This window comes from Dietzia psychralcaliphila, from assembly GCF_003096095.1.
Lineage (GTDB): Bacteria > Actinomycetota > Actinomycetes > Mycobacteriales > Mycobacteriaceae > Dietzia > Dietzia psychralcaliphila.
In genome coordinates, this window is record NZ_CP015453.1 from 2545425 (window position 1) to 2559887 (window position 14463).

At 72.3% G+C, this 14463-nt stretch carries 16 protein-coding genes and 1 tRNA gene; 15 read left to right on the plus strand and 2 right to left on the minus strand.

The features are described 5' to 3' along the window. Positions 1-321 precede the first annotated feature (321 nt). From A6048_RS11625 to A6048_RS11685, 13 genes are all read left to right on the plus strand, one after another. On the plus strand, positions 322-846 hold the full coding sequence (locus A6048_RS11625) for an MSMEG_0572/Sll0783 family nitrogen starvation response protein (protein ID WP_107746531.1): 525 nt from the start codon (positions 322-324) through the stop codon (positions 844-846). Positions 847-850: 4 nt separating this feature from the next. Continuing rightward, entirely contained in the window at positions 851-1741 is an 891-nt protein-coding gene (locus A6048_RS11630) for a carbon-nitrogen hydrolase family protein (protein ID WP_107746530.1), read from the plus strand. Between the two features lies 1 nt (position 1742). Beyond that, positions 1743-2126, plus strand: a complete 384-nt coding sequence (locus tag A6048_RS11635) for an MSMEG_0570 family nitrogen starvation response protein (protein WP_244911070.1) — start codon at positions 1743-1745, stop codon at positions 2124-2126. Continuing rightward, positions 2123-3406 (plus strand): MSMEG_0569 family flavin-dependent oxidoreductase, encoded by a 1284-nt coding sequence (locus A6048_RS11640; RefSeq protein ID WP_107746529.1) that lies wholly within the window; start codon positions 2123-2125, stop codon positions 3404-3406. Before A6048_RS11635 ends, A6048_RS11640 begins: the two co-directional genes overlap by 4 nt. Further along, complete coding sequence (locus tag A6048_RS11645) at positions 3403-4479, plus strand: MSMEG_0568 family radical SAM protein (protein WP_107746528.1); 1077 nt, start codon at positions 3403-3405, stop codon at positions 4477-4479. Before A6048_RS11640 ends, A6048_RS11645 begins: the two co-directional genes overlap by 4 nt. 4 nt (positions 4480-4483) lie before the next feature. Further along, positions 4484-5965, plus strand: a complete 1482-nt coding sequence (locus A6048_RS11650; RefSeq protein WP_107746527.1) for an MSMEG_0567/sll0787 family protein — start codon at positions 4484-4486, stop codon at positions 5963-5965. Then, positions 5965-6837, plus strand: coding sequence for a carbon-nitrogen hydrolase family protein (locus A6048_RS11655; RefSeq protein WP_107746526.1), 873 nt, complete (start codon positions 5965-5967; stop codon positions 6835-6837). Before A6048_RS11650 ends, A6048_RS11655 begins: the two co-directional genes overlap by 1 nt. After that, entirely contained in the window at positions 6828-7931 is a 1104-nt protein-coding gene (locus A6048_RS11660) for an MSMEG_0565 family glycosyltransferase (protein WP_107746525.1), read from the plus strand. Before A6048_RS11655 ends, A6048_RS11660 begins: the two co-directional genes overlap by 10 nt. Before the next feature lie 53 nt (positions 7932-7984). After that, the gene (locus A6048_RS11665; protein ID WP_107746524.1) at positions 7985-8683 is read left to right on the plus strand and encodes a vitamin K epoxide reductase family protein; all 699 of its coding nucleotides are present in this window, start codon (positions 7985-7987) and stop codon (positions 8681-8683) included. Between the two features lie 141 nt (positions 8684-8824). Next, positions 8825-9529: a glycosyltransferase family 2 protein gene (locus A6048_RS11670; protein WP_107746523.1), complete on the plus strand. Its 705-nt coding sequence runs from the start codon at positions 8825-8827 to the stop codon at positions 9527-9529. Then, a complete protein-coding gene (locus A6048_RS11675) occupies positions 9526-10620 on the plus strand; it encodes an acyl-CoA dehydrogenase family protein (protein WP_107746522.1) in 1095 nt (364 codons plus the stop codon). Before A6048_RS11670 ends, A6048_RS11675 begins: the two co-directional genes overlap by 4 nt. 7 nt (positions 10621-10627) lie before the next feature. Continuing rightward, the gene (locus A6048_RS11680; protein WP_107746675.1) at positions 10628-11398 is read left to right on the plus strand and encodes a PIG-L deacetylase family protein; all 771 of its coding nucleotides are present in this window, start codon (positions 10628-10630) and stop codon (positions 11396-11398) included. Next, positions 11395-11964 carry an SAM-dependent methyltransferase gene (locus A6048_RS11685; protein WP_107746521.1) on the plus strand — a complete coding sequence of 190 codons (570 nt, stop codon included), beginning with the start codon at positions 11395-11397 and terminating at the stop codon, positions 11962-11964. The genes A6048_RS11680 and A6048_RS11685 overlap by 4 nt, the downstream gene beginning before the upstream one ends. Positions 11965-11997: 33 nt before the next feature. Here the strand turns inward: A6048_RS11685 and A6048_RS11690 are convergent, their stop codons facing one another. Next, complete coding sequence (locus tag A6048_RS11690) at positions 11998-12639, minus strand: TetR/AcrR family transcriptional regulator (protein WP_107746520.1); 642 nt, start codon at positions 12637-12639, stop codon at positions 11998-12000. A 119-nt stretch (positions 12640-12758) separates the two neighbouring features. Here A6048_RS11690 and A6048_RS11695 point away from each other — a divergent pair, with 119 nt between their 5' ends. Further along, positions 12759-13319 carry an HdeD family acid-resistance protein gene (locus A6048_RS11695; protein ID WP_107746519.1) on the plus strand — a complete coding sequence of 187 codons (561 nt, stop codon included), beginning with the start codon at positions 12759-12761 and terminating at the stop codon, positions 13317-13319. Between the two features lie 158 nt (positions 13320-13477). Here A6048_RS11695 and A6048_RS11700 read toward each other — a convergent pair whose 3' ends face one another. Then, the gene (locus A6048_RS11700) at positions 13478-14149 is read right to left on the minus strand and encodes a TetR/AcrR family transcriptional regulator (RefSeq protein WP_107746518.1); all 672 of its coding nucleotides are present in this window, start codon (positions 14147-14149) and stop codon (positions 13478-13480) included. A 221-nt stretch (positions 14150-14370) separates the two neighbouring features. Here A6048_RS11700 and A6048_RS11705 point away from each other — a divergent pair. After that, positions 14371-14445: transfer RNA gene (locus tag A6048_RS11705), tRNA-Gln, on the plus strand. The last annotated feature ends 18 nt before the right edge of the window (positions 14446-14463 follow it).

Genomic DNA, 14463 nt, shown 5'->3' on the forward strand with positions numbered 1-14463 from the left:
GGGTGGGGTGAGCGCGGCGGATGTGGCCGCACGGAAAGCACCAGTGTAATCCGCATCCGGCGGCGGAGCGCGGGCGCGACTCACAGGGCCGGGCGGGGCAGGTCCTGGGCCTCCCCAGCGCCGCCCCGGGACCGACCCTGAGCCGACCCAGGGCCGATCAGGGCGGTGACGCCGGATGGCGTGTTACGGCGGCGCCGTTCGCATTTTTCCAATCGCAACCACCCGGTAACGGACCGACACGCAGCGGTAACGCCGCGGGCGTGTACTCGCTGCCATGTCATCGGAACCCCTCCGGTGACCCCTTCCCCCGAGGAGTCCACAGTGCCCGAGTTCGACGCCACCATCACCGAGAACATCGCCACGTCACTCACGGAGATCCCCCACCCGTCGCTGCCCAAGGGCACGAACATCTACGGCGGCACCAAGATCTTCCCGGACTACAAGGCCGAGGAGGGCGAGTCGTACTTCACGCTCGTGCACGGCATCGCGCACGAGTCCTCCGTCTCCTTCGTCGCGGTCCTGCAGGCCACCCGCGCCCTGCGGAAGGGATTCGAGTCGGCCATCTACTTCTACGGGCCCGGCGCGATCAACTGCCTGGCCACTCGTGGCTTCCCGACCACCGGGGACTCCGGCTTCCCCGGCGAGCAGAACATCAACGAGTCCCTCGAGTCGTTCATCTCCGAGGGCGGGACCGTGTTCTGCTGCCGCTTCGGGCTCGGACTTCACGGCGGTCGCGAGGAGGACCTGATCGAGGGCGTGATCCCCGCGCATCCGCTGGACGTCCAGGACGCCCTGATCCACTACGCCCGTAAGGGCGCGATCATCAACTCCACCTACATGGTCTGACGCCATGACCACCATCGGATCGGTCGCGGCCAACTTCACCCGCGACCTCGAGGAGAACTACCGGACCATCGCCCGCTACGCGGAGCTCGCCCGCGAGAGCGGCGTGGACTTCCTGGTCTTTCCCGAGGCGGCCATCGGAGGTTACCTCTCCAGCCTGGGCAATCATGGGGACACCGTGTCCACCGCCGGCTCACTGCCCCCCGCGATCAGGCTCGACGGCCCCGAGATCGCGCGCGTGCAGGAGATCGTCGGTGACCTGGTGGTGGCCATCGGGTTCTGTGAGCTCGACGACGACGGGGTGAGCCGCTACAACGCCGCCGCGGTCCTCGACGGGCACCGCGTCTACGGCACCTACCGCAAGGTGCACCAGCCCCTCGGGGAGAACATGTCCTACGCGTCGGGCGGCGACTACCGGGTGTTCGACACCCCGGTCGGGCGGGTGGGCCTGCAGATCTGTTACGACAAGGCCTTCCCGGAGGCCGCGCGCGTCATGGCCCTGCAGGGGGCCGAGATCATCGCCTCCCTGTCCGCGTGGCCGGCGGCGCGGACCGCGACCGCGGCCAACCTCCAGGAGGACCGCTGGACCTACCGGTTCAACCTCTTCGACTCCGCCCGGGCGCTGGACAACCAGGTGTTCTGGGTCGCCTCCAACCAGGCGGGGACGTTCGGGTCCCTGCGGTATGTCGGCAACGCCAAGATCGTCGACCCCGGCGGGAACGTCCTGGCCACCACCACCCTCGACGAGGGCCTGGCCGTGGCCGAGGTCGACGTGGCGGGGACATTCGCGGCCATGCGCGCCGGGATGTTCCACCTGCGCGACCGACGCCCCGACGTGTACGGGTCGCTGGTCGAGGTCAGCGATCCGGCCGACGAGAGGACTCTCGCCAGTGCCTGAGATGAGCTTCGCCGTCCGGTGGCCCGACGGGACGGTTCGGGACTACTACTCCCCCAGCCTGGTGATCCACGACCACCTGACCGTGGGCGAGCGGCTCAGCGTCACCGAGTTCCACCGCCGGGCCACCGACGCGCTCACCGAGGCCGGCGAGCGGGTCCGCGCCCGATACGGGTTCCTGTGCAGCTCCGCCGCCGACACGGCCGCGCAGGTGGACTCGGCGAGCCGGGCCCACCCCGGGGCCGCCCTCGTCGAGGTCGTCTCCATGCACCCCCCGCTGCCCTCTGCGTCCCAGCCCTCTGCGTCCCAGCCCTCTGCGTCCCAGCCCTCCGCGTCCCCACCCCCCGCGCAGGCCTCCCCCGCCCCGGACCCCCAGGAGAACCCATGAGCACCACGCAGGTCTCCCCCAGCACCCACGTCCCGGTGCTCGTCATCGGCGGTGGGCAGGCCGGGTTGTCGGTGAGCCACCACCTCGGCCGCGCGGGCGTCGACCACCTCGTGGTGGAGAAGCAGACCGCCGTCCACGCCTGGTCCGACACCCGGTGGGATTCGTTCACGCTCGTCACGCCGAACTGGCACTGCCAACTGCCCGGCTACCACTACGAAGGCCCCGACCCCGACGGCTTCATGACCCGCGACCAGGTGGTCGAGTGGCTGCACGGGTGGCTCGACACCTTCGACCCGCCGCTCGCCGAGCACACGGCGGCCACCCGGTTGCGACGGACCGGGACGGGTTTCGAGGTGACTCTCGCCGGCCCGGTCGGCGAGCGGACCGTCACGGCCGACGAGGTGGTCATCGCCACCGGCGGTTACCCGATCCCCGTGATGCCGTCCTACGCCCAGTTCCTCGATCCGCGCGTTGCGCAGCTCCACTCCGAGCAGTACCGCAACCCCGACCAGCTGGCCGAGGGCGCCGTCCTGGTGGTGGGGTCGGGGCAGTCCGGCGCGCAGATCGCCGAGGACCTGCACCTGGCCGGGCGCCGGGTCCACCTGGCCGTGGGCAACGCCCCGCGGGTCGCGCGGTTCTACCGGGGCAGGGACTGCATGACGTGGCTCGCGGACATGGGCCTGTACGACACCCCCGCGCAGCAGTACCCCGGAGGCAAGGCCGCGCAGGAGAAGACCAACCACTACGTCACCGGCCGCGACGGCGGCCGGGATGTGGACCTGCGGCGCTTCGCGGCCGAGGGCATGCGGCTGTACGGGACACTGACCGCCGGAGAGGGCACGGAACTGCGGTTCGACCCCTCACTCACCGAGGCGTTGGACTCCGCAGACCGGGTGTACAACTCGATCTGCGCCGACATCGACCGGCACATCGCAGCGCACGGGATCGACGCCCCTCCGGCCTCGAGGTACGAACCGGTATGGGCGCCCGGGGCCGACCCGACGTCACTCGACCTCGCGGCGGAGGGGATCACCACGATCATCTGGGCGATCGGCTACCGGCCCGACTACCGCTGGATCGAGGCGAGCGCGTTCGACGGCGCCGGCCACCCCATGCAGACCCGCGGCGTGACGGAGGTCCCCGGCCTGTCGTTCGTGGGCCTGCCCTGGATGCACACCTGGGGCTCCGGCCGGTTCCTCGGCATCGACCGCGACGCCAGGTACCTCGCCGAGGGCATCATCGCCCGCCGTCACACCGCTCGAGAGGAACGGGCATCATGACCACCTCCACCACCGGGGCGTCCACCTCGACCCGGGTCGACCTCGCACTGCTCGGCATCCGGGGCACCCCTCCGCTGCACCGCAGCGGGGGCGCGGGCCCCAGCGACGACGGCCACCTGGTCGTCTCCGGTCGCGACGCGGCGATCCCCCGCAACGCCGACAGCCCCTTCGTCTTCGACGGCGACCGGGTCCTGCGCGACGGCGTCGACACCGGCCTGGAGATCTCCGCGATCGGCCGGCCCCGGTTCTACGACCGCCAGACCTCCGACGGGGTGCCCTACGAGAAGATCGCGCGGCTCCACGGCCGGGGCGTCCTGGCCACGACGGTGGTGCAGACCTGCATCCGCTACCGTCGCGACGAGCGCTGCCGGTTCTGTTCGATCGAGGAGTCGCTGCGCGCCGGCACGACCGTTCCGGTCAAGCAGCCGGAGCAGCTGGCCGAGGTCGCCCGCGCCGCCGTGGACCTCGACGGGATCACCCAGATGGTCATGACCACCGGGACCTCGGCGGGCCCCGACCGCGGAGCCGCCCACCTGGCCCGCTGCGTGCGTGCCGTCAAGAAGGCGGTCCCCGAACTGCCGATCCAGGTCCAGTGCGAACCGCCGGCCGACCTGGCGGTCCTCACCGATCTGCGCGACGCCGGTGCCGACGCGATCGGCATCCACGTCGAGTCGCTCGACGAGGACGCCCGCCGACGGTGGATGCCCGGCAAGTCGACGGTGCCCCTCGCGGAGTACCGGGCCGCGTGGGACGAGGCGGTCCGCGTGTTCGGGCGCAACCAGGTCTCGACCTACCTGCTCGTGGGCCTCGGCGAGGACCCCGACGAGATGATCGCCGGGGCCAGGGAGCTGGCCGAGTCGGGGGTCTACCCGTTCATCGTCCCGTACCGCCCCCAGTCGGGGACGCTGGCCGTCGACGTCGACGGGGCCCCCGCCCCGGAACAGCGGCGCGTGGAGTACATCAGCCGCGAGGTGGGCGCGCACCTGGAGCGCATCGGGATGGCCGGGGCCGACCAGCGCGCCGGCTGCGCGGCGTGCGGGGCGTGCAGCGTGCTGCAGTCGGTCGGGGGCTGAGTCGATGCTCGACATCCGCGATCTCACCGGTCCCGCCCTTCCGGGCCGGACCCGCACGGCGGAGTCAGTCCTGGGGGCGGAGTCCGTCCTGGGCTCAGCCGCCGCGTCCCTCCTCGCCGGCGGGCGCCGCGCAGAGCCGGGCCCGGTGGTGCGGATCGCCGAGGATCCACGTACCGTCGCCGCCTACCACCGGCTCCGGCACGAGGAGTTCGTGCTCCGCCAGGGACTGTTCCCGGGCAGCGACCTCGACGACGTGGACGACGACACCCGCACGGTGGTGCTCGTCTCCGTCGCCCCCGACGGCACCGTTCTCGGCGGTGTCCGGATCGCCCCGTGCGCGCAGCCGGACATCGGGTGGTGGTCCGGCAGCCGACTCGTCGTGGCCGACACGGCCCACTCCGGCGGCATCGGCCCGGCCCTGATCCGCTCCGCCTGCGCGCACGTGGAGGCCCGGGGTGTGCTGCGTTTCGACGCCACCGTCCAGGACCGCTACTCGCCGCTGTTCACCTCCCTGGGGTGGGTCGACACCGGGGCGGGGCCGGTCGTCGCCGGTCGCGCCCACCGCCGGATGCGGTGGCCGGTCGACCGGATCCAACGCCTGGCGGACTCCACCAAGTCCCTGCTGTCCGGACTCCTGTCCCCGTTCGCCGGGCAGTCCGGGGGCCTCGGTGCGACCGGGTTCCGCGGTGACGACGGGGCGCCGGTTCCGGGCACCGATCTCGTCGCGGCGTGCGACGCCATCCTGCCCTCGATGGTCGAGCGTGACCCCGAGTGGGCAGGCTGGTGCTCCGTCCTGGTGAACATCGGCGACCTCTCGGCCATGGGCGCCGACCCGGTGGGCTTGCTGGACGCCGTGGCCGCGCCGACCACCTCCCATCTCGAGAGGATCGTCAGGGGCGTGGCCGCGGCCGCCGCGGCCTGGGGTGTCCCCGTTCTCGGGGGCCACACCCAGGTCGGCGTGCCGTCGGCGCTGTCGGTGACCGCGCTCGGGCGGACCACGCGGCCGGTGCCCGCCGGGGGCGGCCGCGTGGGCCATACCCTGTCACTGACCGCGGACCTCGGCGGATCCTGGCGACCGGGCTACCACGAGCGGCAGTGGGACTCCTCCAGCAGCCGGACCTCCGAGGAGCTGCGCCTGCTGGCCGGACACGTTGCGGAGATCGCCCCCGCCGCGGCCAAGGACGTGAGCATGGCGGGGATCGTCGGCACGGCGGGAATGCTGGCCGAGGCCTCCGGGACCGGTGCCCAACTCGACGTCGCGGCGATTCCGCGCCCCCAGGGGGCGAGCGTCGGCGCCTGGCTCACCTGCTTCCCGGGCTACGCCATGCTCACCGCAGACCGGGGCCCCGCCCCGGAACCCGCGGGGCCGGCGGTCAGCGCGGCGTGCGGGCGCCTCACCGCCGAGCCCGGGGTGAGGCTGCGGTGGCCCGACGGCGAGGTGACCGTCGCCGTCGCCGGCACCGTCACCGGGTTCGGCCCCGCCTGATGCCCACGGTGACCCTGGGGGCGCTGGCCGGGAACTTCGGAAGGGACCTCCCGCGATGCGTCGACAAGGCCGTCGGCATCATCGACGCCGCTGCCCGCGACGGCGTGGATCTCCTCGTCTTCCCCCATGCGACCCTCGGCGGCTACCTCGGCGCCCTGCGTGACCCCTCCCCCGAGACCCTCCCGCCGGCGCTCGATCCCGACGGCCCGGAACTGGCCGCCATCGCCGCCGCGGCGGGAGACATGACCCTCTGCATCGGGTACACCGAGGCCGTCGACGGGACGCGGTACAACACCGCGGTCTGCCTCAGCGGCGACGGAGTCCTCGGGGTCCACAGGAAGGTCCATCAACCCGTGGACGAGGGGATCCACTACGGCGCGGGGGACTCGTTCCGCGCATTCGACACCCCGGTCGGACGTCTGGGGATGCTCATCGACTACGACAAGACCTTCCCCGAGTCGGCGCGGTCACTCGCCCTCGACGGCGCCCAGGTGGTGGCCGCGCTGTCGGCCTGGCCCGCCAGTGTGACCGACCGCGCCGCCCGGCTCCCCTCGGACCGCCAGTCCCGACTGTTCGATCTCTACGACTGCGCACGAGCCGCCGAGAACCAGGTGTTCGTGGTGGCCTCCAACCAGACCGGCGTCATGGGGTCCCTCCGGTTCCTCGGCCAGGCCAAAGTCGTGGGGCCCGGTGGCGAGGTCCTCGCGGCCACCCGGTCCAAGGGCGGCCTCGCCAGGGCCGAGGTCGACATCGACACCGAGCTCGCGCGCTCGAGAAGAGTCCTCGACCACCTCCGGGAGCGCCGGCCCGAGACCTACGCGACGGAACCGACACGGTCACCAGCACCGAGAGGGGGTCCACCGTGCGCATAGCCCTGCTCACCTACTCGACCCGACCGCGCGGGGGCGTGGTCCACACCCTGCACCTGGCAGAGGCACTCGCGCGGGCCGGAGCCGCCGTGACGGTGTACTCACTGGCCCGCGGCGCGGACGCCGGCTTCTTTCGCGAGGTCGACCCCGCCGTCACGGTCCGTCTCGCGCCCTTCCCGGATCGTGCCGGGGAGTCCGTCACGGACCGGATCGTGAGGTCGATCGAGACGCTGCGGGCTTTCGTTGATCCGGACGGGTTCGACATCGTCCACGCCCAGGACTGCATCAGCGCCAACGCCGTCGACCGGTGCATCCGCACGATCCACCATCTCGACGACTTCACCACCCCCGTGCTGGTGGACTGTCACGAGAAGGCGATCGCCTCTCCCTACGCCCACGTGTGCGTCTCCCGGGCCGTCGCCTCCGAGGTGCAGCAGGGATGGGGGCTGGCCCCCACGGTGATCCCCAACGGCGTGGACCACGCCCGCTTCGCCGAGGCCGCCGGACCGGGCACGGCGCCCGCCTCCGCCCGCGAGCGGTGGCGCCGTGAACTCTTTCCGTACGTGCTGGCGGTGGGCGGGATCGAACCGCGAAAGGGCAGCATCGACCTCCTCGAGGCGTTCGCGCTGACGCGCCGTACCCGTCCGGATCTTTCCCTGGTCTTCGCCGGCGGTGAGACCCTCTTCGACTACCGCGACTACCGGGCACGGTTCGACCGCCGGTGCGCGGAGCTGGGGATCGACCCCGTCGTCCTCGGCGTTGTCGCGGAGGACGACCTTCCGAGCCTGGTCGCCGCGTGCGACGTCTTCGCGTTCCCCTCCACCAAGGAGGGCTTCGGGTTGGCGGCGATGGAGGCACTCGCCGCGGGCCGGCCGGTGGTCGCGCGCGAACTGCCGATCCTCAGGGAGGTGTTCGGCTCGTCCGTGGAGTACGCCGCCTCGATCCCGGAGCTCGCCGAGCGCCTGGAGTCGGCACTCGTCGCCGATCCCGCGCGGGCCCGGGACGGCAGGGCCCTGGCCGCCTCGCTCACCTGGGACGCCGCGGCAGTGGCCCACCTGGAGTTCTACGCCGAGCATCCCCGCGGCCGTCTCCCATAGCCACCACCGGCACGGTCAGGCCGGGGCGGATCCGCCATCGGTACGCTTACCGCATGCGCGAGACCACAGACGCCGAGAACGTCGACCCCGCGGGCGCCCCCGCCGAGCCGGTGACGATCGCCCCCGCCGCGAGCACCGACGCCGACGCCCACTCCGGCATCGGTTCGCGGGTGTTCAGCGACCGGTGGATCGGCGTGCTGTTGACCCTCGGTTCGGTCATCGCGCTGGTGGCGTCGTTCCAGCTCAGCCTGGACAAGATCCGGCTCCTGGAGAACCCGGACTACACGCCGGCCTGCAACTTCTCCATCCTCATGAGCTGCAAGAGCGTCATCAACTCCGAGCAGGGCGCGGTCTTCGGCTTCCCCAACCCGTTCATCGGGCTGGTGGGCTACGCCGTCCTCATCGCGATCGGCGTCGCCGCCGCCTCCGGCGTGCGCTTCCCGCGCTGGTACTGGGTGGGTGCACTGCTGGGACTGACCTTCGCCGTCGGGATGGTGCACTGGCTGGCCTACCAGTCCATCTTCTCCATCCAGGTGCTGTGCCCGTGGTGCATGGTCGTGTGGGCCGCCACCATCCCGATGTTCTGGTACACCCTGCTGCACGTGCTGGCCAAGCTCACCGGCGCCGGCTGGGTCCGGGCGCTCCAGCGGTGGCACCTGGTCCCGGTGGTCGTGTGGTTCCTGGCCCTGGCCGCGGTCATCCTCTGGGCCTTCTGGGACTTCTACTGGGCGGACTTCTTCGGCAACCTCTGACGGGGGACACCTCGGACGGGAGTGACCTCTGACGAGCGGGGACCGTCGGCCGGCCCACGGCGCGCCCCACCCACCGGCACCGCCCCACCCACCGGCACCGCCCCACCCACCGGCACCGCCCCGCGACCTGAAGGGAGCCCGATGCGCTTCGTGGGAATCGATGTGGTGATCCCGGCCCACGACGAGCAGGAACTGCTCCCCTGGTGCCTGGACTCTCTCGCGGAGTGCGCCGACGCCACCCCGGTGCCGGTGACCGTGACCGTGGTGCTCGATTCCTGCACCGATTCCTCCGCGGACGTCGCACTCGGCCGGGCCCGGATCGTGCGGACCGACGTGCGCAACGTCGGCGCCGCGCGGGCCGTGGGGTTCGACTCCCTCCCCCGCCCCGCCTCGACCCCGCAGGTCGGACAACGCTGGTACGCCACCACCGACGCCGACTCCCGAGTGCCCCGCACCTGGCTGGTCGACCAGCTGGCCCGGGCGCTCGACGGCGCCGACGTGGTCGCCGGGCTGGTCGAGGTGACCGACTGGTCCGGGTGGGACCCGGCCACGCGGGTGCGCTACCTCGAGGGCTACCAGGCCGGTTCCGACCACCGGCACATCCACGGCGCCAACATCGGCATCTCGGCCCGCGCCTACCGCTCCCTGGGCGGTTTCGAGCCATTGCCGGTCCACGAGGACGTGCGCCTGGTGCACCGCGCCGAGGAGGCCGGTCTGGCGATCGCCTGGTCCACGGCGGCGCCCGTGACCACCTCCGCCCGTCGGCACTCCCGCACCCCCGGTGGATTCGCGGGGCACCTGGCTCTGACGGAGCTGGAAGACACCCGTAGCGAGGTCACCCCATGAGCACGGCAGATCGCCCCCGCGGCGCCGACCTCGCCCGCGAATGGCTCCGCGCGGGGAGCGCCGACCTGCCACTGCCCGGCCACGGGGCCACCCGCGCCCGCTGGTCCGGGCTCACCGAGATGTGCGCCCACGACGTCTCGGCGGGCCGCCTGGTCGAGGCCCACGCCGACGCTGATGCGATCCTCGCCGAGATCGAGGGCACCCGCGTTGCGCCCGGCGAGTTCTGGGGCGTGTGGGCCGCCGAGCCGCCGATGCCACGGGTCACCGCCCGGCGCTCCGTGGCCGGCGGCAAGGGGTGGGTGCTCGACGGGGTCAAGGCCTGGTGCTCCGGTGCGGCGGTGTGCACGCACGCCCTGGTCACGGCCCTCGACGACGACGAGCCGCGCCTGTTCGCAGTGGACCTGCGTCACCCCGGTGTGTCAGCCCGGGCAGACGGCTGGGCGCACCCGGGGATGGCGGAGACCGGCACCACCGCCGTGGAGTTCCGGGATGTGCCGGCGCGCACGGTCGGCGACCGGCGCTCATACCTGGACCGGCCCGGGTTCTGGCACGGGGGTATCGGGGTGGCGGCCTGCTGGCTGGGCGCCGGGATCGCCGTGGCCCGGCCGCTCCTGGCCCGCTCGAGCAGGCCCGACGCGGACGAACACGCGCTGGCCCACCTCGGCGCGGTCGACGTGGCGCTCGGCGGGGCGGTGTGGGCGCTCGACGCCGCCGCGCGTGAGATCGACGGCGCGGGCTCGGGCACCGGATCGGACCCGGCTACCGCCTCAGCAGCCGACCCGGCCGATGCCGCCGACCCGGCCGATGCCTCCGACCCGGTCGATGCCTCCGACCCGGTCGCTGTCACCGGCGCCGATCTCGTCGCCGCTCGTCACCGGGCCGTCCGAGTCCGGGCGATCGTGGAGGCCGCGGTCGACGACACCCTCCGCCGGGTCGGACGGGCACTGGGTGCCGGCCCGCTCGCGATGGACCCGCACCACGCACAGGCCGTCCTCGACGCGAGCGTGTACATCCGGCAGTTCCACGCCGAACGCGATCTGGTCGGCCTCGGCCGGACCGCCCGCACCTACGGCGGTTGGGCCCGTGGGTGACGCGCAGATGAACGAGCCAGCGAGCTGGGCAGGCATCGGACCCGGCGACCGCGGCACCCCGGCCGCGGACTGGGCCCGGTGGCTGGCCGAGCGCGCTCCCGATCCGGAGTTCACCGTCCCGGACGGGTGCCGACGGCTCGTCGTCGTCGCTCCCCACCCCGACGACGAGATCCTCGGCGTCGGCATCACCGCCTCCAGGTTCGCGGCCGCGGGCGTGGACGTCACCGTGGTGGCGGTGACCGACGGCGACGCCTCGCACCCCGACTCCCCCACCCTCACCCCGCAGCGGCTTGCCGAGCTGCGGGTCGAGGAGAGTCGGCGCGCGTGCACACTGCTCGGGCTCCCCGAGCCCGTCCGACTGGGACTGCCGGACGGGCGCGTCCGCGAGCACCGGGCCCGCCTCACCGACGCACTCGTCGGGGCCGTCGGCGACCCTGGCCACGACACGCTCGTCCTCACGACGTGGCGCGGGGACGGCCACCCCGATCACGAGGCCAGCGGACGGGCGGCCGCCGACGCCTGCGCCGCCACCGGGGCCCGGCTGGTCGAGTACCCGGTGTGGACCTGGCACTGGGCCCCACCCGGCGACCCGCGGGTGCCGTGGGGACGCCGCCGCCGGGTGGTGCTCACCGATGTCGAGCTCGCCGCCAAGCGGGCTGCGGTGGCCGAGTTCGTCACGCAGGTCGCGCCGCTGTCGGCACTGCCCGGGGACGAGGCGATCCTGCCCGACTGGATCGTCGACCGGCTGGTCACACGAGAGGAGACGGTGTTCTGGTGAGCACTCCCGGCCACTACTTCGAGTCGATGTACGCGGACTCACCGGACCCCTGGGACTTCGCGACGGCCTGGTACGAGCTGCGCCGCTACGGGCTCCTGGTGGCGTCGCTGCCCGAGCAGCGGTACCGGGTGTGCTTCGAGCCCGCGTGCTCGGTGGGCGTGCTCACCGGGATGCTGGCGGCGCGCTGCGACGAGGTCCATGCCGTGGACGTGGTCGACGCGGCCACCGAGCAGGCCCGCCTGCGGATCTCCCGCGCGGGCCTGACCAACGCGCATATCCGTACCGCCGACGCGCTCGACCCGTGGCCGCACGCCACCTGCGACCTCCTGGTCCTCTCCGAGTTCCTCTACTACACGCCGGCCTCGGAGCTGGATGATCTCCTCAGCGATCTGCTGCCACTGGTCGAGCCCGGCGGGACGGTGGTGGCCTGCCACTGGCTGGGCCGATCGTCCGACCACGCCTGCACCGGGGAGGACGTCCACGCCGCGCTCGCCGAGCGCCGGGACCTCACCCTGCTGTCACACCACCGCGAAGAGGGCTTCCTCCTCGAGGTATTCCGCCGCTGACCCCACGATCGCTCGTCTCGCCGCGCCCTCCGATCAGGACCCCGCGGCCTCCGCCTGCTCCACCAGGTGGACGATCGCCTCCGCGTGAAGCCTGAACAGCGCCGCCACGTCGGCGTCGCCGGTCAACGACGCGAGGAAGATCCCGTCGCCCCCGCCCAGTGCGTACGTGGCCAGGAGCCGGGCGTCCGCACCCGCGAGCCCTGGCCGCACCTTCTCGAGCTCCGCCGCGATCCGTTCGATCGCCTCACCCCGCAGCCGGAGGTAGATCTCTCGGGCCACCGGTTCCACGGGACGCCGTTCCAGCGCCAGCATCAGGACCAGCCGCAGGAAATCCGGCGACTCGCGGAACGTCCGGGCCACCCCCAGGCAAAGTTCGGTCACCCGCTCCTCGAGCGACTCCCCTTCGCCCCGGGTCACCTGACCCAGCCACAGTTCGATGCTCTCCTCCACCACCGCCGCCAGGAGCGCGTCCTTGTCGGCGAAATGCCAGTAGATCGAACTGGCGGGAAGCCCACTGACCTTGCTGACCTGAGCGATGGTCGTCCCCTCGTAGCCGCGCTCTCCCGCCACTGTCGCGGCGGCCTCGGTGATCTTCCGTCTGGACTCGCGGCCCCTCGCGCGGGTCCTCCGATCAGTCGTCTCCCCAGCGCCCTGGGTCCTCTCACGCTCTGCCATGCGACCTCCCCGGTCCTGTGTCCAGCGCCTCATTGCCCGGGCACACCCCCGAGACTTACTGTAGTGATCACTACAGTAGCGCGCGTCGGCGAGATGCCGGCGCCCGAAAGGTGGAAGAAATGATCGAATCCCTCACCCGCAACTGGTGGGTGCAGTTGATCCGCGGTGGACTGGCGGCGGCGCTGGGCGCCACCGCGATCGCCGCTCCCGCTTCCGGTATGACGCTCGCCGTGTTCCTCGTGGCCGCGTTCGCGATCGGTGACGGCGCCATGACCGTCACCACCGGGTTGACCCTGCCGGGCGACCAATGGGGGCGGGGCGGTCTGATCGCCACCGGTGCCGGCTTCATCGTGCTCGGCATGGTCGTGCTGTTCTGGCCCGGGCTGTCCGCGACCGCACTCACGGTGCTGTTCGCCGCCTGGCTCGTGGCCTCCGGGGCGCTCGTGGCCTACGGCGCCCAGACTCTGCGTCCGGCCATCTCAGACTCGTGGATCATGGGAGTGCTGGGAGCGGTGCTCATCGCACTCGGCTTCGGCCTCGGGCTGTACGGCCCCTCGTCCATCGACACGTTCGTGACCTTCGCCGGCTGGTTCGGGCTGGCCGTGGGCGCCGTCATGGTCGCGGTCGCGTTCCGGCTGCGAGCCGATGTCGAACGACTACCCGCGCCGGCCGTGGCATGAGCGTGGCGCCGACCGAGATCTGAATCCCGCGCCGGCCGTGGGATGGCGGCGGCACCGGCCGCGCCCCGAGGACGCGTCCGTGTCCCAGTCCGTGTCGGTGTACGGGACCGTGTCGGTGTACGGGTCCGGGTCCGGGTACGGGTCCGGGTCCGGGGACGCTACGGACGACCCGGCCCCGGACGCATATCGCGGCCCACCAACGCGCCCTCCGGGCTGCTCGGGCCGGTGTACTTCTCCCGCACGTCCGCCTCGAGGGTCGGCCTCGGGTCGAGGTGTGAGAGCCCGTTGAAGCACAGGTTGACGATGTGCGCGGCCACCTCCTCCTTGGGCGGGGTGCGCACGTCCAGCCACCACTGGGCGGTACCGGACACCATTCCCACCAGCGCCTGGGCGTACACGCTCGCGGTGACGGGGTCGAAGCCGCGGTTCACGAACTCCTCTTCGAGGATGTACGTCACGCTCGCCGTGGCGTCGTTGAGCAGGGTCGAGTACGACCCCCCGGCGGCCGTCGATGACTCGCGGACCAGGATCCGGAAACCGTCGGTGCGTTCCTCGACGTAGCGCAGCAACGCCATGGCCGCGCGCTCGATCCGCCGACGCGACCCCTCACCCTGGAGGGACTCGGTGATCTCGGCACCCAGATACGCCAGCTCGCGGTCGCACACCACGGCGTAGAGCCCCTCTTTGCCGCCGAAGTGCTCGTAGACCACAGGTTTGGAGACCCCCGCCACGGCCGCGATCTCCTCGACCGTCGCGGAATCGTAGCCGTATTCGGCGAAGATCCGGCGGCCCACCTCGATCAACTGCTGCCGTCGCTTGGCGGCCGTCATTCTGGTCCTCGGAGCCGGAATGCCCTCGCCCGTCATCATCAACCCTTTCGCCGGTCCCCTCCGAGACTAGACGTCCGGATCCCGCACCCCCGACCGCCGCCCCTTCCCCACCGGACGCCCCTTCCCCGCCGGACCGGAACGGGGCCTCACCGGTGCGAGCAGGTCTGCACCAACGGGCCCCGTGTCGTATGCCAGACTATTACCGACCCGGACAGGGTCGTTCCCCCGTGGTGTAATCGGCAACACTTCTGATTTTGGTTCAGATATTCCAGGTTCGAGTCCTGGCGGGGGAGCCACCGTCGATCGCGTACGGG